Origin of the sequence: Streptomyces sp. NBC_00090 (assembly GCF_045160815.1) — a bacterium.
Classification (GTDB): domain Bacteria; phylum Actinomycetota; class Actinomycetes; order Streptomycetales; family Streptomycetaceae; genus Streptomyces.
In genome coordinates this window covers 292174-314632 of the sequence record NZ_CP108224.1, presented here as the reverse complement: position 1 = coordinate 314632, position 22459 = coordinate 292174, and the positions used below count along the sequence as shown (strand labels likewise).

Here is a 22459-nt window from a genome sequence, read left to right as displayed (position 1 = left end):
ATCCTTTTTATCGCCATTGCGGCGGGATCGCTCTTCGGCGGTCCCGGTCGCCGGGCCGCGGTGACCGGGTTACGTTGCCCGGGGATTCTCACGGCTTCACGGAAGGCGGAAGAGCGCGCATGACCACGTACAAGGTCGGTTACTTCGTCGGCAGCCTGTCGGCGAAGTCCATCAACCGGATCCTCTCCAGGGCACTCATCCGCGTCGCCCCGCCGGGCATGGAGTTCCAGGAGATCCCCATCAAGGACCTCCCGCTCTACAACCACGACTTCGACTCGGACTACCCGCGCGAGGGCCAGGCGCTCAAGGACGCCATCGCCTCCGTCGACGCCGTCCTCTTCGTCACGCCCGAGTACAACCGGTCCATCCCCGGCGGTCTGAAGAACGCCATCGACTGGGCCAGCCGCCCCTGGGGCACCAACTCGTTCACCCACAAGCCGTCCGCCGTCATCGGCGCCTCGCCCGGCAAGATCGGCACCGCCGTGGCCCAGCAGAGCCTCCGCTCGGTGCTGAGCTTCTGCAACTCCCCGCAGATGAACGCCCCGGAGGCGTACATCCAGTTCGTCCCGGGACTCTTCACCGAGGACGGCGAGGTCACCGACCCGACGACCCAGCAGTTCCTGGCCGACTTCATGGCCGACTTCAAGGCCTTCATCGAGCGGGTCCTCACCGTCCTGCCCCCGCGCTAGGGGTGTCCCCCTAGGGAATCACCGGCTCAGAGGACCACGATTCCCAGCGGACGCGAGCCCGCCGGGAGACGGCGGGTGTCACCCGAGTCGAGGTCGACGACGGTCAGACCGTCCCAGTACCCGTCCCGGGTGAATCCCCCGGTCACATAGGCCGTGCGCCCGTCCCGGGACACGGCCACGCTCTCATGGGGTCCCTCCAGCGGGTAGACCCGCTCGGCCCCGCCGGGCGTCCGCACGGTGAGCGAGGGCCCCTTGTCCACGTCCGGGTCGATCGGCCCCGTGCCCACGGTGAGCAGCGTCCCGTCGGCGGTGACCGTGGCGCCGTGCTGGTGGGTGTCGGCCGTCATCGGTTCGATCGTCGTCCGGCCCGTGCGGGGATCGACGACCGCGAGCCGCTCGCCCTCGAAGGGCAGCAGCAGCCTGCCGTCCGAGGGGCGTACCGCCGCGTAGTGCGGCTTGAGCCACGAACCGAGCCCGCCCTCCGTCCCGTACGGGGCGACCTCCACGCGCCGGGGGCTCAGAGTCCCGGCCGCGACGACGGTGACGTCGAAGGAGTCGTGGTTCGTCACGTACACCTCCGCGCCGTCCCGGGACACGTCCACGTCGAAGGGGCGCCGGCCCACCGGCACCGTCTCCGTGACCCGCAGGGCCGCCGTGTCGACGACCTCAAGGGTGCCGTTGCCGCCGGGCACGTTGACCCCGACGTACACCCGGCGCCCGTCCGGCGAGAGCGCGATGCCCATGCCGCCGCCCCGGTACTCGCCCGTGGTCACGGGACCGGTTCCCGTGCGGTACGGGACGAGGGCCAGCCGCTCCCGGCGCTCCGTGTCCACGACCGCCACCCCCTCGGCGGTGGCCACCCAGGCCCGCCCGTCGGCACCCACGACCAGACCGTACGGAGCGGTGCCGACCTTCACGGAGCCCGTGGCGCCGCGCGCGGGGTCGACGAAGGTGACGGTGTCGGAGCCGAAGTCGGTCACGAGCAGGGTGCCGGGAGCGGCCCGTCCGGCCGGAGCGGAGGAGGCCGAGGCGTCGGAAGGGGCCGGGGTGACGGTGACGGACGGTTTGGTGGGGTCGGCCGGCCTGGCGGCGTCGGCCGCTCCGGCGGTGGGAGGGGCGCTCTGCGGTGTGCCGGAGGCCGCAGCCGCCCCGCCGGACCCCTGCGCGCAGCCCGCGAGCAGGGCGACGGCCACCGCGCCGGGCACGAGGAACCGGGCGGAACGGTACGCGCGGCGGAACTTCGTCATGTCGGACTCCTCGGTACGGGACACACGCGGAGGGCACCACCCGGGAGGCGGTCTCCGCGCCTGCCCCGATCCTCCGTCCGCTCCCGTTCCCGTACGGTCCGCCGCCCGGCCTCCGGTGGAGAGCGGGACGGACGACACCGGCGTCGGCCGATCGGCTGACCCCACCTCGCCGGACACCGCCCCGCCCCGGCTCCGTACGCGGTCTCAGACCTTGAGGCCGGCCAGGAAGCCGAGGACCCGTTCGACACACGGTCCGGCCGCCTCCGGCACGTAGGACGCCGCGCCGCGCTCCGCGAACAGGTGGGAGGTCCCCGGGTACAGGAACAGCTCACGGTCCCCGGCGTCCGCGACGAGCTCGCGCGCCGCCGCCAGGTCCCCGTCGTCGACCAGGTACGGGTCCCCGGCCATCCCGTGCACCTGCGCGGGGACGCCTTCCGGCCAGGCCGGGCCGAACGCGCTCACCGGCACGCAGGCGCTGAACAGCAGGGCGCCGAGCGCCCCGGCCCGGGTCTGCGCCAGCTTCTGCGCGGGCAGCACGCCGAGCGAGAATCCGGCGTACACCACTTCTGCCGGCAGCTGCTCGGCGGCGCGCTCGCCCCGCTCCACGAAGGTGTCGAAGCCGACCTCCTGGGCGTGGGCGAGCCCGGCCGCCAGGTCGTCGAAGGTACGCCCCTCGTACAGGTCGGGCACGTGCACCGTGTGACCGGCCCGCCGCAGCTCGTCGGCGAACGCGCCGACCCCCTGCGTCAGCCCGAGCGCGTGATGGAAGAGCAGAACCTCGGCCATGTCGTCATCCCCTTGTCACCGTACGGGGCCCGTCCGTGGTGGCACGGGCCGTCACAGGAGGCAGCATGACCTACGCCACTGACAACGCCCGGGCCCGCCGAAGGCGGCCCGGGATCGGGCGTGGGGTGTGCGGCTCGGGGGGTGTGCGGCTCTGGGTGTGCTCGGTCAGCGCATCGGGCGGTGCGGCACGACGGCGCCCGCCTGCACCATGGCGGCGGCGGTGCCCATGGCGCCGGCCTGCCCCATCGAACCCTGCTGGCCCATCGAGCCCTGCTGGCCCATCGGGCCCGGCTGCCCCATGCCACCCTGCTGCATGCCACCCGGCTGCCCCATGCCACCCTGCTGCATGCCACCCTGCTGTCCCATCGGCGCGCCCGGGTGTCCGCCGGGGCCCATCGGCCCGCCGACACCGGCGTGCGCGACGCCTCCCTGCGGTCCCTGGACGCCCTGCGGCGGAAGCTGGATCACCCGGCTGAGGTCCCGCAGCACCTCCTCGGCGACCTGGCGGACGTCACCCGGAACATCCCCCCGCTCCCGTATGAGCTCGGCGTAGATCGGTGCCGTGCCGTCCGCGTGGTTCATGGGGCTCGCTTCCTTCGACTGCGCCGGTTCCGTCACCGACGGGGAGACGGCGAGTCTACGGGGCACCACCGACACGCCCGGGATCGGGGAGCCCGCCGGAGTGCCCGATCCCGGCCCCGCTCGGCCCTCGACGGGGATATTCGGTGTCCTCCGGCCCGCCCCGCCCCGAGAATGGATCATCGGACCTAAAGGGAGGGACCCCATGAGCCAGGCGACCCTGACTCTGCACGACCTGATGGCGCCCGAAGAGCTCGACGACGCTCTCACGGCCGGGCACATCACCCGCAAGCGCCACCCGGAGCTGCCGCTGTCGATCTACACGTACACGCGCGCGTGCCAGTACGAACAGCGCTGGAACCGGGCCACCACCCGCTGCCGCGGACTCGTCGCCGACGACACCACCGGGCGGATCGTCGCGCTGCCCCTCCCCAAGTTCTTCAACCTCTCCGAGCACGCCGCCGGCCGCCCCTACGCGCCGCCGCTGCCCGACGAGCCCTTCGAGGTGTACGACAAGGTCGACGGCAGCCTCGCCGTCGTCTTCCACTACGCCGGCCGCTGGCGCGTCGCCTCCAAGGGCTCCTTCACCAGCACCCAGGCCACCTGGGCGCAGCGCCACCTGGACGCCGCCGACACCACGGGCCTGACCCCCGGCGTCACCTACCTCGCCGAGATCCTCTACCCGCAGAACCGCATCGTCGTGAACTACGGCGACCGCCGGGACCTCGTCCTGCTCGCCGCCTTCGGGCCGGACGGCACCGAGACACCCCTCGACGAGGCCGCGGGAGCCTGGGGACCCATCGGCTCCGTCGTCCGCGTCTGGCCCGCCATGACCGTGGACGAGCTGGTCGCCCTGACGGAGTCCAACACCCTCCCGGGCGGCGCCCCGGCCACCGGCACCGACGCCGAGGGCTTCGTCCTCCGCTTCGCCTCCGGCGTCCGCGCCAAGGCCAAGCTCGCCGAGTACGTACGCCTCCACAAGGTGCTCACCGGCGTCACCGAGCGGGACATCTGGCGCGGTCACGGCATCCAGCGCTTCGCCGGCCTGCCCGCCGGCCGACTGGCCAAGGGCCTCGGCTGCTCCGTCTCCGATGTCGAGGCCTCCGGCGGTAAGCCGCTCGACGCCCTCCTCGACCAGGTACCCGACGAGTTCGACGCCTGGGTGCGTGAGGTGATCGGCGGTCTCGAGGCGGCCGCCGCCCGCCGCGAGCGCGCCCTCGACGAGACGTACGGGCAGCTGGCCCACCTCGCGGGCGACCGCGCCGCCTTCGCCCGCGCCGCCGCGGGTGTGTCCGACCGGGCCCTGCGCGCCCTGCTCTTCCTGCGCCTCGACGACCGCTCCACCGACCTCCTCGTCTGGCGCCAGCTGCGCCCCGAGGCCACCGACCCCTTCACTCGCGACGAGGAGAACTGACCGTGCCTGTCGTCCATGTCATGACCGGCCTCCCGGCCTCCGGGAAGACGACGGCCGCCCGCGCCCTCCAGGCCGCCGCCGAGGGGCGCGTACGCCGCGTCAACCTCGACGACCTCCGGACCATGCTCGACGTGCCCGCCCCCGAGCGCGGCCGCTCGCACGCCCACGAGCGGACCGTGCTCGACATCCAGGACGCCGCCGTCCGGGCCGCCGTCGACGACGGGTTCGACGTCGTCATCGACAACACCCACCTGACCCCGCACATCCCCAAGCGGCTCAAGGCCGCCGTCGCCGGCCGGCCCGTCACCTTCGTCGTCCACGACTTCACCGACGTGCCGGTCGACGAGTGCGTCCGCCGCGACGCGGCCCGCGAGCGGCCCGTCGGCGAGGAGATCATCCGGATCCTCGCCGACAAGCACGCCAAGGCCACCCGAGGCGGCTGGCGCCTCACCGCGGAGTGGCTCGGCGGCACGCCCGTCGGTACGCTCTACGTCCCCGACCCGGCCCTCCCGTCGGCCGTCATGTGCGACATCGACGGCACGCTCGCGCTGCGCGGCGACCGCGGCCCGTACGACTTCACGCGCTGCGACCTCGACCTCCTGAACGGCTCCGTCCGCGACGCCCTGCGCGCCTTCCGGGACGCCGAGAGAGACCGGATCGTCCTGCTGTCCGGGCGCAGCGAGGACCACCGCGAGATCACCGAGGCCTGGCTCGCCCGCCACGGCGTGCCCTACGACGAGCTGTGGATGCGCGCCTCCGACGACGGCCGCGGCGACGACATCGTGAAGGCGGAGCTCTTCGACGCCCACGTACGCCACCGCTACGCCGTCCGCGTCTCCCTGGACGACCGCGACCGCGTCGTCGCCCTCTGGCGCCACATGGGCCTGCCCACCTGGCAGGTCAACTACGGCAACTTCTGACCGGCGGCCGCCCGCCAGGGCCTGCCCGCGGACCGGCGGTGCGGGGGTGGGACCGCCCACCCCCGCCGCCGTGTCAGGATCGTGGGATGGTGGAAAAGATCATCGCGGCGTGCGACGGCGCGTCGAAGGGAAACCCCGGCCCCGCGGCCTGGGCCTGGGTCATCGGTGGCGCCGACGGAGCGGTCGACCGCTGGGAGGCCGGGCCCCTCGGCCGCGCGACGAACAACGTCGCCGAACTCACGGCCCTGCAAAGACTGCTCGAACACCTCGATCCGGCGGTGCCGGCCGAGGTCCGCATGGACTCGCAGTACGCGATGAAGGCGGTCACGACCTGGCTCCCGGGATGGCGGCGCAAGGGCTGGAAGACGGCGGCCGGCACCCCCGTCGCCAACAAGGAGCTCGTCGTCAGTATCGACGCGCTGCTCACCGGCCGGGACGTCCACTTCGTCTACGTCCCGGCCCACCAGGTGGACGGCGACCCGCTGAACGACGCCGCCGACCGCGCGGCCAGCCACTCGGCCCGTACGCAGGAGCCCATCGGCTCCGCCGCCGGCGCCCCGCTGCCCCCGCCCGAACCCGCGACGCGCTCCTCCGCGCCCCGTACGCGCTCCTCCACGCCCTCCGGTTCGTCCGGTGCGTCCCCGGCCCGCTCGGGCTCCTCCTCCGCCCGTCGGAGTCGCCCGAACGGCGGCACGCTCAAGGCCAAATTCCCCGGCCGCTGCCGCTGCGGCAAGGCGTACGACAAGGGCGAGACCATCGCGAAGAACGCCGACGGCTGGGGCCATCCCACCTGCGTCTGAGCGGGCCGGGCGTCCGACTGGCGGGAGGCTTCGTCCGTCCCGTGAGACCGACGAACCAGGGCGCGCGACAGGCTTCACCCACGCGTGCGCCCGGGTTCGTTCCGGGTTCTGTTCTCCGAGCGGTTGTGGCTGCATACTGTCCTCCTCGCAGCGGTGACGAACCGTTTTACCTGCTTGTTTGTCGCTCTTGACGTGATCGGCACCCGGCGAGAACCTCCCTCCTGCTGCCGCTGCGGCCACCCCGCAGCGGGAGCTTTCCCTGCCCGTGAAAGACCCGAGGTTCCGTGCCAGTACCTGTTCTCCTGACCGGGCGCTCCGTGCGCCTGGAGCCGCTGGCGATGCGGCACGCCGAAGCCCTCGCCCGGGCCGGCGGGGCGGACCGATCGGCCTACGCCTTCACCCCCGTCCCCGATGGCCTGGAATCGGCCCTCGACTACATCGCTCGTGCCCTCACCGATCAGGCGGCAGGCCGGTGCCTGCCCTTCGCCCTGATCAGTACGGACGACGAACGAGTCATCGGCTCGACCCGCTTCCTCGAACTCGACTACTGGCGGGGCCCCCTGATCTGGCCCCCCGTTCCCGGCCTGCCCCACGGCGATCCCCTGACCGCCGTCCCGGACGCGGTCGAGATCGGGAACACCTGGATCGCCGGCGACGCCCGGGGCACCGGCATCAACACCGAGGCCAAGTACCTGATGTTCCGGCACGCCTTCGAAGCCTGGGGCGTCCGGCGCATCACGATGCGCGCCGACGCCCGCAACACCCGCTCCCGGATCGCGATCGAACGCCTCGGCGCCACCTGCGAAGGTGTCCGCCGCGCCCACTCCCGCGGCCTCGACGGCGCGGTCCGTGACACGGCGTTCTACTCGATCCTCGACGAGGAGTGGCCCACGGTCCGCGACATCGTCGAACTCCGCATGGCGACTCCCCGCCAGGTGCGCGTCCCCCAGGACCTGCTCCCGGCCTGACCCTCCCGGAACCACCGCTCGGGCGGGCGCTCGCGCCCTCCGCGGAGCGGTGGTTCCATGGAAGGGACGGGAAGGACTCAACATGGAGGACGCGGGGTAGCGGTTGATGTCTGACCGTGCACCGTGCAATCAGGATCCGCGAGAAGCGGATGAGTCCTTCCCGCCCTCACACACACTCCCGGTGCCTACAGTGACGGGCATGATCCACGTCTGCTTCGCCGGCATCACCGGCTGGACCGCGCCTCCACTCGTCGCCGCCCTCGACGCGGCCGACGACCTCACCCTCACCGCCGGCGTCTCCCGCTCGGCGGCCGGCCGGACCCTCGCGGACGCCGTCGGCTCGTCGGCCGACGGCAGGGTCTACGCCACGGTGGCCGAGGCCCTGGACTCCGCGCCCGTCGACGTCCTCATCGACTACACCAGCGCCGCCGCCGTCAAGGACAACGTCTGGACCGCCGTCCGGGCCGGTGTCCACGCCGTCGTCGGCTCCAGCGGCCTGACCGCCGACGACTACGAGGAGCTCGACGCCCTCGCCCGCGCCCACGGCGCCGGCGTCATCGCCGCGGGCAACTTCTCCGTCATGGCCGCGCTCCTGCGCCGCTCCGCCGCCCTCGCCGCCGAGCACCTCGACCACTGGGAGATCATCGACTACGCGAGCGCCACCAAGCCCGACGTACCGAGCGGCACCGCCCGGGAACTGGCCGAGACCCTCGGCGCCGTCCGCACCCCCACACCCGCCGTCCCGCTCCAGGACCTGCACGGCCCGGTCGAGGCGCGCGGCGCCGAGATCGCCGGCACCCGCGTCCACTCCGTCCGGCTGCCCAGCTACTCGGTCACCACCGAGATCGTCTTCGGCGGTCCCGGCGAGCGCCTCGTCATGCGCCACGACCCCGACCCGTACGTCACGGGCACGCTCCTGGCCGCCCGCCACGCGCACGAGGCCCCGGGCGTCCGCCGGGGCCTCGACTCTCTCCTCTTCGGCGGCTGAGGGCATCCGGCGCCCCGGACGCTCAGCCGGCACCGGCCCCTCCGCCCTCGCCGCCCCCGACGCTCAGCCGGCCCCGACGGGCAGCGGTCCCACCCGCGACTCCAGCCAGATGGGCAGGTCCAGGAGTCGTACACCCTCCTGCTCGTCCGGGTCGGTGCGGGCGACCAGGCACACCATGTCCTGGTCGGCGCTGTTCACCGGCATGTGCGGAGTGTCCGCCGGGATGTGGAGATAGTCGCCCGCCGCGAGCACCACGTGCTCGGCGAGCCCCGGCCCGTGCCAGACCTCGACCTGCCCCGACGCGATGTAGATGGCTGATTCGTGGCCCTCGTGCAGGTGAGGCCGCCCCCGCGTCCCCGCCGGCATCACCAGCCGGTGCAGGCACAGCCCCTCCGCCCCCGCCGACTGCGCGCTGACACCCGCCCCGAACACGCCCCCCTGGACCCCCTCGTACGAGCCGGTACGAACCACCGTGCACTGCCTCTGATCCGCCATGCCCGCAGTACAACAGCCCGCCCCCGCTGTTCGATCAGATCGAGCCGCACCCCTCGCCGGCCGCCGACATCGGCCCGGTACGGTGGCCGGGACAGCGAATCGCCGAGGGAAGGGACCGAGTGATCGTGGAGAGCGGAACGCCCGACGTACTCCTCCGCACGGAGGGCCGGGCCGGGTTCGTCACCCTGAACCGCCCCCGCGTCATCAACGCGCTCACCCACACCATGGTCCTCGCCGTCGACCGGGCACTCACCGCGTGGGAACACGACCCGGCCGTCACCACGGTCGTCATCGAGGGCGCCGGGGAACGCGGCCTCTGCGCGGGCGGCGACATCCGGGCCATCCACGACGACGCCCGCGCCGCCGGCACGGCGTCCGCGGCCTTCTGGCGGGACGAGTACCGGCTCAACGCCCGCATCGCCCGCTATCCGAAGCCCTGCGTCGCCCTCATGGACGGCATCGTCATGGGCGGCGGGGTCGGCGTCTCCGCGCACGGCTCCGTCCGTGTCGTCACGGAACGCTCCCGGGTGGCCATGCCCGAGACCGGCATCGGCTTCGTCCCGGACGTCGGCGGCACGTACCTCCTCGGCCGCGCCCCCGGCGAACTCGGCACCCACCTCGCCCTCACCGGCAGCCCCATCGGCGCCGCCGACGCCCTCCTCACCGGCCTCGCCGACCATGTCGTCCCCTCCGCCGAACTGCCCGCCCTGGCCGGGGATCTGACCCGGCTGCCCGCCGACGAGGCCGTCTCCCGCCACACGGTGACGCCCCCGCCGGGCGTCCTGGCCGAGCAGCGGGAGTGGATCGACGCCTGCTACCGGGCCGAGACGGTCGAGGCGATCGTCGAGCGCCTCTTCGACACCGGCGTCCCCGCCGCCAAGGAGACGGCCACCACCCTCCTCGCGAAGTCCCCGACCGCGCTCAAGGCCACCCTGGCCACCCTCCGCCGCTCCCGCGCCCTCGGGACCCTGGAGGAGGTCCTGGACCTGGAGTTCCGCGTCTCCTGCGCGGCGCTGACCACCCCCGACCTCGTCGAGGGCATCCGCGCCCAGGTCGTCGACAAGGACCGCGACCCCCACTGGACGCCGCCGACCCTCCCCGAGGTCTCGGCCGCGGACCTCACCCGCTTCTTCGCGCCCCCGCCGGGCGGCGACCTCGGCCTGGCGGGAACGCTTCCGCCCGCGTAGCCCGTCGACCGGCCGACCGCCGCCCCCTGTCAGCGGGGCCAGTCGGGGGCCGGGTCCTCGTCGAGCAGGGGCCGGAGCGCGCCCAGGACCGCGCCGACGCACACGTCGCGCAGTTCGGTGCGGGTGCAGGTCTCGTGGGTCAGCCAGTCGAGGCACAGCACCTGCACGAAGACCAGCCAGCTCTTCAGCACGCCGGACACGGCCTCCCTGGCCCGCGCGTCGGTGAGCGGCAGGACGCCGAGCAGGCGCTCGCGCAGGGCGTCGAGTTCGTCGGCGATGATCGTCTGGACGAGGAGGTCCCCGGCGAGGACGCGGTTCGCCGCGAGGACGGTGTTGCGGTTCTCGGCGAAGTACTCGATATGGGCGTCCAGGCCCTCGACGAGCTGCTCGACCAGGGTGTCGGCGGGGTCGAGCCGCGTCTTGGCGAGCAGTTGCTCGGAGACCTCCCGGTACAGGGCCGCGAAGAGGTCGCGTTTGTTGGGAAAGTGCTGGTAGAGCAGCGCGCGGGAGACCCCGGCCTGCTCGGCCACGTCCTCCATCCGTACGAGGTCGTACGGATGCGCCGCGAAGAGCCGCGCGGCGACGCCGAGGAGTTGGGTGCGGCGGTCGGCGGGGCTGAGGCGTCGGCGAGGAGGCACCCCGTCACTCTACTTGACATGTATCCAGTAAGGGGCCGTACGCTACTCGACACGTGTCTAGTTGACGGGGGTTGTGGACATGACCAGAGCCAAGGTGCTTCGGGGGCTCGTTCTGACGATGGGGTACGCGTGCGTGGCGATCGGACTCGTCCACGTCGTGCTGGGCAACGCCTCGATCCCCGGCGCCGAGTCCGCCGGCCCGACGATCGACAGCCTGGGCCGGTTCTTCGGGGCGATCTTCGCCGGGTACGGCCTCGCCTGGCTCTGGACGGCCAGGCGGCGGCCCATCCCCGCGGCGGCCGTCCGATGGCTCACCGCCGTGTTCCTGCTGGGAGCCGTGGGGCGCGTCCTCTCGCTCGCCGTGGAAGGGTGGCCCCACGGCTTCCAGGTGGGGCTCGCCGCCCTCGAACTGGCCCTCTCCCCCCTGCTGTTCTGGCTGGCGGACGCGGAGGAGAAGGCCCACCCGGCCTCGCCGGGTGCCGGGAGTGCGACCGCCTGACCGGCGGCGCCGGCACATGCCTCGATCCCGGCGGCCGTGTCAGCCACAGCGGTCGCGTCTGCCACGGCTGCCGTGTGAGCCACAGGGATCGTGTCAGCCCCGGCGTCGTGCCGACCAGCGCCGACCCCGTCGCGACGGCGTGACGGGCCCCTGCTCGTGGCCGAGGGCCGCGGGCTCGCCGAGGGCGCCCGCCGCCGTCCGCCAGGCCTCGGTCACGGCGCCGTGGGCCAGGGCGGTCGCCGCCGCCACGTCCTCGGGCAGCCGGATCGGCGTACCGATGTGGACGTGGAGCCCCGGCCTGCGGACGGGTGCCGTGAGGACACCGGCGATCTGCTTCGTCCGTCCTCCCGAGGTGATCCGGCGGGCCCCGGCCTGACCGATCGGGACGACCGGAGCGCCGGTCGCCCGCGCCAGCCGCGCGAGCCCGGTGCGGAACAGTTCCGGCGGGTTCTCCGCGGCGTCCCGGCGGGGCGGGATGCGGCCCTCCGCGTACAGCATCACGTGCCGCCCCGAGGCCAGCGCGACCGCCGCGTGGTCGAGGGCGGCGGCGGCCCGGGCGGAGTTCCGGTGGACGGGCACGTGACCCTCGCGGGCCAGGGCCCGGCCGAGGACCGGGACCCGCCACAGCCCGGCGGCCGCCAGCAGGACGGGCTCGACGGCCAACCGCCCGCGGAGCGCGGCGAGCACCAGCGCCGGGTCGGCGAGCGAGGTGTGGTTGACGACGAGGATGCTGCCGGGTTCGAGGCGGGCACCGGGGTCGGTGGTGACGGTGAGTCGCCCGAAGAACGGGACGAGGTTCGCTGCGATACGGCTGAGCACGGGCGGGCCCCCTGGATCCGAGGACGAAGCGGTGACAGGACCCATCGTCCCGAGGCCCCGCGGCGCCGGCATGAGCACGCGTACTCAACCGGGGTGCGTAGCAGCACTCCCATCGAGCGAGGCGGTGCCCGGCTCCATTTCCGCCCCGTCTACGCTGAGGCCCGAAGGAACCGGTCGGCAGGCCCACGGGACGGCAGGCCCACGGGACGGCAGGCCGGCAGGACGGTCGTCCGACGGACAGCGGTCCGGTGGGCGGCGGTTCATCGGACAACGGGACAGCGGAACAACGGGGTACGGGGAGGGGTGTGACCGGTGGCACGTGCCGCGCGGCGACTGACCGCCCTCCTGCCGGTACTCCTCTGCGTGCTCTGGTCCCTCCTCCTGCTCCAGGCACCGGGCGCCCAGGCCGCGCCCACCCCCGCGGTCACGGCGTCCCCGGCCCCCGGCCCGACGCCCCCCACGGCATCCCAGGCGCCCCTCACGTCCTCCCCGGCGCACCTCACCGCGTCACCGGGCTCCGCCCCCGGCGCCAGGCACCTCGCCGCGCCGCCGGAACCGCACCTCGCGCCCGTCGCCGTCGTCCGGCTCCCGGCCGCGGTAGAGCACTCCGTACGGTTCCCCGCGCCACCCGGAGCGCCGACCGCCGCGGCGGTCGACCTCTCCGTACCCGCCCGCGGCGTCCTCGCGGGCGATCCCCGCCGTGAGCGCGCGCCGCCCGGCGACCGCCACCACCCGCGGGATCCCCGCGGCCCTCCCTCTCCCCGGCACAGCTGACGTTCTCCCGCGCCCGCCGTCCGGGCCACAGGCATGCCCCGGACCGGTCCGTCTTCGGCGCGTATCCGACCGTTCGTCCGGCACGGACGGCAGGGACGACCCGGCATCGGGTCGCCCGCCGCCGTGCGCCGCCCGTGGAGTCACCCATGTCCTCTCGTGCCGTGCTCTGGCGCGCGCTCCTCGCGCTCGCCGTCGTCGCGCTCTCCCTCTGGATCACCCTGACCACCCCGCCCCGCCTCGGCCTCGACCTCCGCGGCGGGACCCGCATCGTCCTGGAGACCCAGGACACGCCCACCGTCCGAGCCGACGCGGCGGCCACCGACCGCGCCCTGGAAGTGCTCCGCAAGCGCGTCGACGGCCTCGGCGTCGCGGAGCCCTCGCTCGCCCGCTCCGGCGAGCGGCGCATCGTCGTCGAACTCCCCGGACTGCGCGACCCGCGCCAGGCCGCCGAGGTCATCGGCCGTACGGCGCAACTCACCCTCCACTCCGTCACCGGCGCCGCCGAAGGCCCGGCCGGAGCCGCGGACCGTGACGGGACCCGCGTCCTCGCCGACCCGGACGCACCGGGACGCTTCCTCGAACTGGCCGCACCCGCGCTCACCGGAGACGGTGTCGAGGAGGCCGAGGCCGTGCTCGACACCGTGAACGGCCGCGGCTGGACGGTCGACCTCACCTTCCGCGACGGGGCCGCGGGCACCTGGGCCCGGCTCACCGGCGACGCCGCCTGCGCGGCGCCTGGGGATCCCGCCCGCAGGGTCGCGATCGTCCTCGACGACCGGATCGTCTCCGCCCCCGGCATGCAGGCCGGCGTCCCCTGCGGGGCGGGCATCGGCGGAGGCTCCGCGCAGATCACCGGAGGCTTCTCCGCACAGGAGGCGCGCGATCTCGCGGCGCTCGTCCAGGGCGGCGCACTGCCCGTCCCGGTCACGACCGTCGAACAGAGCACCGTGGGCCCGACGCTCGGCGCCGACGCCATCCGAGCCAGCGCCCTCGCCGCCGTGATCGGCCTGGCCTGCACCGGAGTCTTCGTCATCGCGGTCTACCGGCTCCTCGGCCTCCTCGCCACCGCCGCCCTCCTGCTGTACGGGCTGATCTCGTACGCCGCCGTGGTCGCTCTCGGGGCCACCCTCACCCTGCCCGGACTCGCGGGCTTCGTCCTGGCCGTCGGCATCGCCGTCGACGCCAACGTCCTGGTCTTCGAACGGGCCAGGGAGGAGTACGCCGCCCTCGGCCGCCCGGCCGCCGAGCGCGATCCGCGCCGTCCGGTGGCGACGGCGTTCGGCAAGGCATGGAGCGCGGTCGCGGACTCCAACGTCACGACCCTGCTCGCGGCGGGCCTGCTGTTCGTCTTCGCCTCGGGCCCGGTCAAGGGCTTCGGCGTGACGCTCGCGATCGGCGTCGTGGCCTCGATGCTCACCGCGATGGTCATCACCCGGCTCCTCGCCGAGTGGGCGCTGCGCCTGCCGGCCGTCCGCCGGCGGCCCGCGGTCACCGGCATCGCCGGCCTCGGCCGGCTGCGGAAGCGGCTCAACCGCCGCGTGCCCCGCCTGATGGCGCGTCGCCGGCGCTGGCTCACCGGCTGCGCCGCGCTCCTGATGGTCGCGCTCGTCGGGATCGGTGTCCGGGGCGTGGAGCTCGGCGTCGAGTTCACCGGCGGCCGGGTCGTCCAGTACACGGCCGAACGCCCGGTGGACGCCGACACGGCTCGCGCGGCCGTCGTCGGCGCGGGCTTCTCCGACGCCGTCGTGCAGACGACCGGCGACAACGACGTCTCGGTACGCACCCGGGAGACCGGGGACGGCGAGCAGAGGGAGATCCGGGAGGCGCTCACCCGGGTCGCCGGCCCGGTGGCGGTGGAGCGCGACGACCTCGTCGGACCGAGCCTCGGCGGGGAGCTGCGCACCCACGCCCTCATCGCCCTCGGCCTGGCCGTGGCGGCGCAACTCCTCTACCTGACCGTACGGTTCCGCTGGACCTACGCGACGGCCGCGGTCGCGGCCATGGCCCAGGACGTGCTGCTGGTCGTCGGGTTGTTCGCCTGGCTGGGCAAGCCGGTCGACAGCGTCTTCCTGGCCGCGCTGCTGACCGTCGTCGGCTACTCGGTCAACGACTCCGTCGTCGTCCTCGACCGACTGCGGGAACTGCGGCGCAGGGGCGGCGGAGTCCCGCTCCCCGACCTCGCCGACCGGGCCGTCGCCCAGACCCTCCCGCGCACGGTCAACACCGGGATGGGGGCGCTCTTCGTCCTCGTCGCGCTCGCCGTCCTGGGCGGCGACTCGCTCACGGACTTCTCCGTCGCCCTGCTCGCCGGCGTGGTGATCGGCATGGCGTCCACCGTCTTCACCGCGATGCCGCTGGCGGTCGCCCTGGAGGCCCGCCATCCCGCCCCGGCGCCCCGGGGCGAAGCCACCCCGAGGCAGCGGGCCGGCTCGGGCCGCGAGCGCTCGGGCGCCGTGGTCTGACCGTCCGACCGCGCCCGCGGCGACCTGTCGGCCTCCCGTACGGGAAGGGCGACGGGCCGCCGCGAGCCGGGCGGTACGCCCGTTCACCGGGCCGACGGCAGGAGCCGGCCGTCGCGCGGGGTCAGGACGCGATCGCAGACGTGCCGCACGGTCGGCAGGTCGTGGGAGATGGACAGGGAGGCGATGCCCAGGGTGTCCTGAAGATCCATCAGCAGATTGAGGATCCCCGCCCGCACCGAGGGGTCGAGCGCCGACGTGGGTTCGTCCAGGACGAGCAGCTCCGGCCGGATGGCCAGGGCGCGGGCGATCCCCACCCCCTGGCACTGACCGCCGGACAGTCCGTGGGGGGAGCCGGTCCCCGAGGGCCTCCTCCAGACCCGCGAGGCCGAGGAACTCCCGGACCCGCGCGGGCCCGTCCGCGCGCGACCACAGCCCGTGCACCCGCAGCGGCTCGGCGATCTGGTCGCGGATCCGGCGCCGCGGGGCGAGCGCACCGTACGGGTCCTGGAACACCGGCTGGAAGCGGGGCCGCAGCGCGCGCAGCCGCCGCTCCGGCAGCGTCGTCAGCTCGACTCCGGCGAAGCGCACCGAGCCGGAGTCGGGACGCAGCAGCCGCAGCACGGCGGCGGCCGTCGCCGACTTGCCGCAGCCCGAGGGGCCGACGAGGCCGACCGTCTCCCCGGCGGCGACCGTGAACGTCACACCGTCGAGGACGGTGCGACCACCACGCCGCACGGCGAGCTCCCGGACGTCGAGGAGCGTGCTCACGCGACCTCCCCGACGCGCCAGGGCTCCCTGACGTGCCCGGCTTTCCCGGCCTCCCCGGCGGGTCAGTCCGGCGGGTGGTGGCAGGCGATCAGACGCCCGTCGACGGGCCGCGGCCCGGGCTCCTCGCCCCGGCAGACGGCGGTGGTGTGCGCACAGCGCGGAGCGAAGGCACAGCCCCGGCCCACCGACCCAGGAGGCGGCTGAACCCCGTCGGGCGCGGGAAGCCGGGAGCGGCGCGGCAGCCCGGGCGCCGTCAGTGAGGCCAGCAGACCCCGTGTGTACGGGGCGAGGGGCTGCCCGAGGACCTGCGCGGCGGGGCCCGTCTCGACCAGGCGCCCCGCGTACATCACGGCCACCCGGTCGGCGTGCCGCCGGACCGCCGCCAGGTCGTGGCTGACGAGCAGGAGCGCGGCCCCCGTCGCCGCGCACCGCTCCCGCAGGAGCCCGAGCACCTGCTCGCGTCGCGCCGGGTCGAGCGCGGTGGTCGGCTCGTCCGCCACGACCAGCTCCGGCCGGTTGACCAATCCCATCGCGATCACGGCGCGTTGGCGCATGCCGCCCGACAGCGCGTACGGATACGCCGACGCCGCCCTCCCGGAGAGGCCGACGTCCGCCAGGGCCCGCCGCGCGACCGCCCGCGCCTCGCCCCGCCGCAGGCGCGCCCCGGGTGTCGCCGAAGCCTCGGACCGTACGGCGAGGGCGAGCTGTCTGTCGACGCGGTGGACGGGGGAGAGGGCCGACATCGCGTCCTGCGGGATCCACGCGAGCCACCGGCCCAGATCGGCCGCCGTGACCGGCGCCCCGCGCAGCGCCCCCCGGCCGGAGACCGCCGCCCCACGCGGTGTCAGGCCGAGGACCGCCCGCGCCGTCAGCGACGTGCCCGCGCCGGACTCGCCGACCAGGGCGAGCACCTCACCGGCGTACACGTCGAAACCGACCCCGCGGACGCGGGGGCGCCGCCGGGGAAGCCGACCCGTAGGTCCTCGACGTGGAGCAGGGGTTCATGCGACGCGGCTACGGGCGGCAAGGGACCGGACCTTCCTTCGGAGCAGGACCGACAGGGCCGCCAGGGCGGGGGGAGTCGGCGGAGTCGACGGGGACAGTGGAGCCGGCGAGGACGGAGAGGGGGCGGTGACGGGAGCGGTGACGGGGGTTCTCGGGCAGGGAGACACAGGGGTCCTCGTGGGAGTGGCGTGCGGGGCCCCTGACCCTAGCATCATGACAATCGTTTTCATTAAGGGGTGGCGGTGCGCCCGCCCCGGTCGAGTTCGGCCTCGACGAGGTCCGCCGCGCGCCGCGTACCGCCCTCCCTGGCCATGCCCTCCCGGATCACGGCGGCCCTGCGGGCCACCTCGGGGTCGCCGACGAGGTTGAGGACGGCCTCGCGCAACCGCTCGGGAGTGACCTCCTCCAGTGGCAGGTGCCGTGCGACCCCCAGCGACTGGAGCATGTCGGCGTTCCCGAACTGGTCGGTGGCGAGCGGGACGGCGACCATCGGGGTGCCGGTCGCCAGACCCTCCTGGCTGCCGCCCGCGCCGGCGTGGGTGATGAAGGCGTCGGCCTGCCGCAGGATCGCCAACTGGGGTACCCAGGAGTGCACTTCGACGTTGTCCGGCAGTTCGCCGAGCTCGGCCGGGTCGACGAACTTCCCGATCTGCAGGACGAGGTGCCACTCCGGCAGGGTGCGGAACGCCTCGACGCAGGCCCGGTAGAAGTCGGGCTGCTTGGTGAAGGCCGAGCCCAGCGAGACCAGGGCCACCTTCCCCGCGCCCGCCGGCCGCTGCCACTCGCCCTGCTCGGCGCGCTCGCCCTGGCAGGCGCCGACGAAGGTGTAGACGGACTCGTCGACCCGGTCGGCGTTCGGCTGGAGCGCCCGGGGGATGAGCACGACCGCGCGTCGCGGCCGCGCGATCAGCCGGTCCGGGTGGGTGTCGACCCCGTGCTCGGCGAGCCACGCCTCGAACCGCGCGTAGTACGCCTTGCCGCGCGGCGAGGCCTTGAGCTCGGCGAACATCGGCTCGGCGACCTCCTCCTCGTACCCCTCCCACGGGACGAGGTTCGGCCACAGCGAGAGCGCGGGCACGCCCCAGGTGTGGGCGAGGACGGGGGCCGGATAGGCCGTGATGTCGTGGAGCACGAGGTCGGGCCGGTCCTGCGCGAAGGCCTCGGCGAGCTGCGGCAGCGCCTGCACGGCGTCGGCGAGGAACGGTTCGATGTTGTCGATCAGCTCCGTTCCCCAGGCGTCGGGGTCGTCGTCGGTCGGCAGGGTCGAACTGTAGACGACGGGCGTGGCCCCGGTCGCCGCGACCTTCTCGGCGAAGGAGGCGGGGATGGCGTAACTGACGCGGTGGCCGCGCGCGACGAGCTCGCGGATGACCTCCAGGCTCGGGTTCACGTGTCCGTGGGCGGCGATGGAGAACATGGCGATGTGTGCGGGGGAGGCAGTGGTCATGCCCTCCACCATAAGCGAGACGATACGTATCGTCTACTCGTTTGATCGCGAAGATCGCACGGACACAGCGCGCCGCCCTCGTCGCGAACGGGCGCGGCGAGGGCGGGCGAGGGCGGGGCCGGGTTGGCACGAGGGCCTGGGTCGGTACGGGGGTGGGGCGCCGAGTTGCCGACGCCGAGGCCCGCCGGAGTCAGAGCCCGGTGACCTTGGAACTCGCCGACAGCTCGTAGACCAGCGTGACCGTGCGCCGGCCGCCGGGCGGGAGCGCGACGTCCCAGCGGGCGATCCCCTCGGCGTCGACCACGTCGGGCGCCGGGGAGCACGCGTCCTTGAGCAGGCGCACCTCCACCGCCGAGACCTCGGAGACCGGGATCCGTTCCCGCAGGGCGACCACCCGCTCGCCACGCTCCCCGGGGGCGGAGAACCGGGACAGGTGCAGCCGGACCGTACGGGTGACCACGGTCCGCTGGGTGATTCCGGTGGTGTCCCGGGTCTCCTCGGCCTGCCGGACGACACCGTGGTCGTCACAACTGCCGAAGGCCAGCTCGACGGGGGCGCCGAGGGCGGTGAAGTCGAGCGTGCCCCGCCCGCTGAATCCGCTGCCGCGCACCAGGTCCACGGGGCCCGCGAGGAGCACGTGTCCGGACAGGTTGTCGAACCGGACCGCCTGCGTGACCAGCGGGGACAACTCGGGTGAGCAGGCGTACTCGCTGTGCGCGGCCGTGGTGAACGCGGAGAGCGGCACCCGGTGGGCGCGGCCGTCGCCGGGCACCGAGACCGGCGCGGGGGCTCTCAGCACCCGCGTCTCGCCGCCGTCGTCCACCCCCGGCAGACCGAGCACCGGCGTCGGGCCGAGAACCCCGATCTCCTCCTCGCGGAGCTCGACGTCGACGGTACGACGCTCCGCCGCGGAGCGGTCCTTGAGCGTCAGCCGGTCCTCGCCCAGTCGCGGCGGGTCGGTGGCCAGCGCCGAGCGGGCCGTCGACAGGGTCAGCCGTACGTCCGACCAGTCCTCACCGGTGCGCTGCCAGACCATGGCCTCGGTCTCCAGCGTCAGGGAGTCCCCGTCGAGCACGGCCCGGTAGGCGGGCCGCCACAGTGCGCACGGGGTGAGATGGCTCAGGCGCAGCCCGACCCGCCCGGCGGCCGCGGACTCCACGGTGAGCTCGACGTGGCCGAGCAGTTCCGCGGGCTCCTCCTCGGAGAGGTCCATGGCCCGCTCGGTGGCGCGGAGTTCGGCCGCGAGAGCCGTCAGCCGGGCCTCCGCGGCCCGGAGACGCTCGCCGTACTCGTCGCGCTCCTGGTCCACCCGGTCCAGTTCGCGGGCCCAGCGGGACCGCTCGGACTCCCCGGAGCCGGTTCCCTCACCGATCTCCCGGAGCAGATCGGTGGCGAGCCGGCCGAGCAGGTCGAGGCGGGTGCGCAGCCGGTCGCGGCTCCGCTCCACGGTCGTCTGTTCCTCTTCGACGGCCTTGACGCGCCGCCGGAGGACGGAGTCCTCGTCGGTGGCCGGCGACGGCCCCCGGGGTGTCCAGGTGCGGACGATCCGCACGTCGAGCACGGTCGCGGGGTGCTCGCCGGTCAGCTCGGCGTGGAGGGTCCGGTCGACGGCGAGCGCGCTGACCGGCCCGAGGCGGAGCCGCTGGATCCCGGCCTCCAGGTCGAGCACGGTGGATCGTTCGACGTGGGCGCGGTCCTCCAGACAGGTGACGGCGGTGACGGGGAGAGCGATCGGCTGCGGGGCCGGGGCCGGGTTGGGGGCCGTGGACATGGCGTGTGTCAGCTCCTGCGGTTGCCGCCGACCAGGGCCTTGCCGGTCGGGATGCGGATCTCGTAGCGGCCGTCGAGTGCGGCGGTGGCGCCCGCGGGCAGGTCGAGCCGCCAGACGCGGGTGCCCGGCGCGTGGCGATCGGGACCTGTTCCTTCCGGGGGCGCCGTCCAGTCGGCCCGTTCCTCGATCCGGACGTCCGGGTCGGAGGTGACCGGCACCCGCTCACGGACCTCGACGGTGACGGGCCTCGCGAGCCGGTTGGCCAGCTCCACGTGGACCCGGTGGTCGAGCACGGTGGTGTTGTTGCGCAGGCCCGCCGTCGACTCGTGCAGGTTCGTACGGCGGGTGACCCGGATCCCCTCGGCCGGCCCGAGCCCCACCCGGCGGACACCGCCGGGAGCGAGCGTGGGCAGCGCGGCCGTCAGCAGGAACTCGTCGTCGACGGTGACCTCCACCGGGCCGGCGAGCAGCGCCTGGTCGGTGGCGTTGGAGAGCACCAGCGTCGCGTACACGGTCTGCTCCACGGACGGCGCGCAGAGGTACTCGGTGCGCAGACCGACCGGGATCTCGCCGACGGTGACGGTGTGCCAGGTGCCGTCCGACGGAATGTCGGCGCGGGCGGTGGCGTCGAACCGGTGGTCGAAGGAGCCCGCCGACTCGCGCGGCCGTACCGCCCGGCCGGGCAGCGGCAGCGCCGCCACCGCCTCGGCGCGGCGGCGGTACTCGGTCGCCACCGTGTCGAACGGGGCGTCGGGGAACAGCCGGCCCCGGCGCCCTCCCCGCTCGTCGGCGCCGCTCAGGACCAGGGCGGCGTAGTCGAGTTCGGCGCCGCTCGGCTGCGGCGGACCGGGCACCGGCGCGGGAGGCGGCGGCGCGACAGCGCCGGGAGCGCCGGGAGCCGCGGGTGCCGGCGGTGCCATGCGGGCCATGGGCGCCATGGGGGCGGCCGGGGGGCCCGCGTAGGACCCGCCGACGGGCGGCGGGCCCGTGGGCGCGGGCGCCCCGCCGAAGCCTTGGGGGGCGCCGCCGTAGGCCTGCGGCGGGGGAGGGGGCGGTGACGGTACGAAGCCGGGCGCGGAACCTGGGGCGGAGCCGGGCGCGGAACCGGGGGCGGAGCCGCCCGCGGCAACCGCGTGCGGGCCCGCCGGAGCGGGGCGTGGGCCTGCCGTGTCGTAGGAGGAGAAGAGGTCGGCGAGCCCCGCCGGGGGCTCGCGCCAGCCGGAAGGCGCGGGCGCGGCCTGGCGGCGTCCGATCCGGAGCGAGCGGAGCCTCGGCAGGTCGGTGCGGCGCCGCAGGTCGGCGGTGGCCAGGGCGATGCGCACGCCGGTCCAGTCCTCGCCGGTCCGCTGGGCGACCGAGGCGCGCAGCACCAGACGGCCGCTGCCGTCGCCCTGGCGGTGGGCGAGCCGGTAGGCGGGCACCCAGACGGCGCCCGGTACCCCGTACTCCAGCTCCAGTTCGACCTCCGGGGCACCTGCATCGGCGCCCGTGACCTCCGGGTCACCGGAGCCGACGCCCGCTCCGTCGAGGGTCAGGGCTGCGCAGACCGTGGTCTCCACGTGCGCCGACCGAGCGTCGGTCGAGGCACGGGCGAGCCTGTCGGAGGCGACGGTGAGCTCGTGTTCGAGGGTGCGCAGCGCCGCCTCCAGCTCGACGAGACGCGTGTGCAGTCCCGTCAGCCGCTCGTCGACGAAGTCGGCGAGCTCCAGCCACGCGTCGACCGCCGTACGGCGGTGCGGGTCCTCACGCTTGCGCGCGGGCGGGACCGGATGGAGCGCCGTGACCTCACGGATCAGGCTCAACTGCCGGTCCCGGCGTCCCTCCGCCGCCTCGTACGCGTCGCGCAGCCGCTCGACCTCGTGCCGCAGCCCCTGGGGCGCGTCCGGACCTACCGGCTCGGCCTCGACCTCCACCCGGGCCTCGGTGACGCGCACCCCGGAGGAGCCCAGGACACGGGCCCGCAGCGAGCCCGGGTCGAGGGTGCGGGGCAGACCCGTCACCCGCACGCGTCCGTCGGGCGGCACACTGCCCCGGGCCAGACGGCGGCAGACCGCACCCTGCGCGTACACCACGACCGCATCGAGGGTGGACCCCCACCGTCGTGTCGACTCAGCCGTCATCGGCTCTCCGCCCCCCGTCTCGTCCTTGTTGGGGCGAAGCCTACGCCGGGGCGGTCCGCGCGTCCGCGTCGACTTCGTACGAG

20 protein-coding genes and 2 pseudogenes are annotated in these 22459 nt (G+C 74.5%); 10 read left to right on the top strand and 12 right to left on the bottom strand.

Features of this window, described 5'->3' with window-relative positions; translation table 11 throughout:
- The first annotated feature begins 119 nt into the window (after nt 1-119).
- Entirely contained in the window at nt 120-689 is a 570-nt protein-coding gene (locus OG361_RS01475) for an NADPH-dependent FMN reductase (protein ID WP_384577687.1), read from the top strand.
- Between the two features lie 26 nt (nt 690-715).
- Here OG361_RS01475 and OG361_RS01470 read toward each other — a convergent pair whose 3' ends face one another.
- The 3 genes from OG361_RS01470 to OG361_RS01460 all read right to left on the bottom strand — a co-directional run bounded on the left by OG361_RS01470 (nt 716) and on the right by OG361_RS01460 (nt 3304).
- Entirely contained in the window at nt 716-1936 is a 1221-nt protein-coding gene (locus OG361_RS01470; RefSeq protein ID WP_405851430.1) for a YncE family protein, read from the bottom strand.
- Between the two features lie 204 nt (nt 1937-2140).
- Nucleotides 2141-2722, bottom strand: coding sequence for a dienelactone hydrolase family protein (locus OG361_RS01465; RefSeq protein ID WP_384574097.1), 582 nt, complete (start codon nt 2720-2722; stop codon nt 2141-2143).
- Nucleotides 2723-2887: 165 nt separating this feature from the next.
- Nucleotides 2888-3304, bottom strand: a complete 417-nt coding sequence (locus OG361_RS01460) for a hypothetical protein (protein ID WP_405851429.1) — start codon at nt 3302-3304, stop codon at nt 2888-2890.
- Nucleotides 3305-3506: 202 nt separating this feature from the next.
- Here OG361_RS01460 and OG361_RS01455 point away from each other — a divergent pair, with 202 nt between their 5' ends.
- From OG361_RS01455 to OG361_RS01435, 5 genes are all read left to right on the top strand, one after another.
- A complete protein-coding gene (locus OG361_RS01455; protein ID WP_405851428.1) occupies nt 3507-4715 on the top strand; it encodes an RNA ligase in 1209 nt (402 codons plus the stop codon).
- A gap of 2 nt (nt 4716-4717) precedes the next feature.
- Nucleotides 4718-5635: an AAA family ATPase gene (locus tag OG361_RS01450; RefSeq protein WP_405851427.1), complete on the top strand. Its 918-nt coding sequence runs from the start codon at nt 4718-4720 to the stop codon at nt 5633-5635.
- 86 nt (nt 5636-5721) lie between these two features.
- Nucleotides 5722-6435 carry a ribonuclease H gene (locus OG361_RS01445; RefSeq protein WP_384574109.1) on the top strand — a complete coding sequence of 238 codons (714 nt, stop codon included), beginning with the start codon at nt 5722-5724 and terminating at the stop codon, nt 6433-6435.
- Between the two features lie 284 nt (nt 6436-6719).
- Nucleotides 6720-7403 carry a GNAT family N-acetyltransferase gene (locus OG361_RS01440; protein ID WP_405851426.1) on the top strand — a complete coding sequence of 228 codons (684 nt, stop codon included), beginning with the start codon at nt 6720-6722 and terminating at the stop codon, nt 7401-7403.
- A gap of 199 nt (nt 7404-7602) precedes the next feature.
- Nucleotides 7603-8391, top strand: coding sequence for a 4-hydroxy-tetrahydrodipicolinate reductase (locus tag OG361_RS01435; protein WP_405851425.1), 789 nt, complete (start codon nt 7603-7605; stop codon nt 8389-8391).
- 63 nt (nt 8392-8454) lie between these two features.
- On the opposite strand, the gene OG361_RS01430 is transcribed toward OG361_RS01435, so the two are convergent.
- Nucleotides 8455-8886 (bottom strand): cupin domain-containing protein, encoded by a 432-nt coding sequence (locus OG361_RS01430; RefSeq protein WP_405851424.1) that lies wholly within the window; start codon nt 8884-8886, stop codon nt 8455-8457.
- 125 nt (nt 8887-9011) lie between these two features.
- On the opposite strand from OG361_RS01430, the gene OG361_RS01425 reads away from it, so the two are divergent.
- On the top strand, nt 9012-10073 hold the full coding sequence (locus OG361_RS01425; RefSeq protein WP_405861997.1) for an enoyl-CoA hydratase/isomerase family protein: 1062 nt from the start codon (nt 9012-9014) through the stop codon (nt 10071-10073).
- A 29-nt stretch (nt 10074-10102) separates the two neighbouring features.
- Here the strand turns inward: OG361_RS01425 and OG361_RS01420 are convergent, their stop codons facing one another.
- Complete coding sequence (locus OG361_RS01420; RefSeq protein ID WP_405851423.1) at nt 10103-10711, bottom strand: TetR/AcrR family transcriptional regulator; 609 nt, start codon at nt 10709-10711, stop codon at nt 10103-10105.
- Between the two features lie 79 nt (nt 10712-10790).
- On the opposite strand from OG361_RS01420, the gene OG361_RS01415 reads away from it, so the two are divergent.
- Nucleotides 10791-11210: a DUF4345 domain-containing protein gene (locus OG361_RS01415; RefSeq protein ID WP_405851422.1), complete on the top strand. Its 420-nt coding sequence runs from the start codon at nt 10791-10793 to the stop codon at nt 11208-11210.
- Nucleotides 11211-11303: 93 nt separating this feature from the next.
- Here the strand turns inward: OG361_RS01415 and OG361_RS01410 are convergent, their stop codons facing one another.
- Nucleotides 11304-12029: a lysophospholipid acyltransferase family protein gene (locus tag OG361_RS01410; protein WP_405851421.1), complete on the bottom strand. Its 726-nt coding sequence runs from the start codon at nt 12027-12029 to the stop codon at nt 11304-11306.
- Nucleotides 12030-12341: 312 nt separating this feature from the next.
- Here OG361_RS01410 and OG361_RS01405 point away from each other — a divergent pair, with 312 nt between their 5' ends.
- Together OG361_RS01405 and secD are read left to right on the top strand one after the other, a co-directional pair.
- A complete protein-coding gene (locus tag OG361_RS01405; protein WP_405851420.1) occupies nt 12342-12803 on the top strand; it encodes a hypothetical protein in 462 nt (153 codons plus the stop codon).
- Between the two features lie 146 nt (nt 12804-12949).
- On the top strand, nt 12950-15265 hold the full coding sequence (secD, locus tag OG361_RS01400; RefSeq protein WP_405851419.1) for a protein translocase subunit SecD: 2316 nt from the start codon (nt 12950-12952) through the stop codon (nt 15263-15265).
- An 83-nt stretch (nt 15266-15348) separates the two neighbouring features.
- Here secD and OG361_RS01395 read toward each other — a convergent pair whose 3' ends face one another.
- From OG361_RS01395 to OG361_RS01370, 6 genes and pseudogenes are all read right to left on the bottom strand, one after another.
- Nucleotides 15349-15579: a hypothetical protein gene (locus OG361_RS01395; protein ID WP_405851418.1), complete on the bottom strand. Its 231-nt coding sequence runs from the start codon at nt 15577-15579 to the stop codon at nt 15349-15351.
- A 112-nt stretch (nt 15580-15691) separates the two neighbouring features.
- Nucleotides 15692-15967 (bottom strand): annotated as a pseudogene (locus tag OG361_RS01390) (ATP-binding cassette domain-containing protein); the annotation flags it as partial.
- Between the two features lie 128 nt (nt 15968-16095).
- Nucleotides 16096-16959 carry an ABC transporter ATP-binding protein gene (locus OG361_RS01385; protein WP_405851417.1) on the bottom strand — a complete coding sequence of 288 codons (864 nt, stop codon included), beginning with the start codon at nt 16957-16959 and terminating at the stop codon, nt 16096-16098.
- A gap of 308 nt (nt 16960-17267) precedes the next feature.
- Nucleotides 17268-18531 (bottom strand): annotated as a pseudogene (gene mgt, locus OG361_RS01380) (macrolide-inactivating glycosyltransferase).
- A gap of 144 nt (nt 18532-18675) precedes the next feature.
- On the bottom strand, nt 18676-20256 hold the full coding sequence (locus tag OG361_RS01375; RefSeq protein WP_405851416.1) for a mucoidy inhibitor MuiA family protein: 1581 nt from the start codon (nt 20254-20256) through the stop codon (nt 18676-18678).
- An 8-nt stretch (nt 20257-20264) separates the two neighbouring features.
- On the bottom strand, nt 20265-22376 hold the full coding sequence (locus OG361_RS01370; RefSeq protein ID WP_405851415.1) for a DUF4139 domain-containing protein: 2112 nt from the start codon (nt 22374-22376) through the stop codon (nt 20265-20267).
- Nucleotides 22377-22459 lie beyond the last annotated feature (83 nt).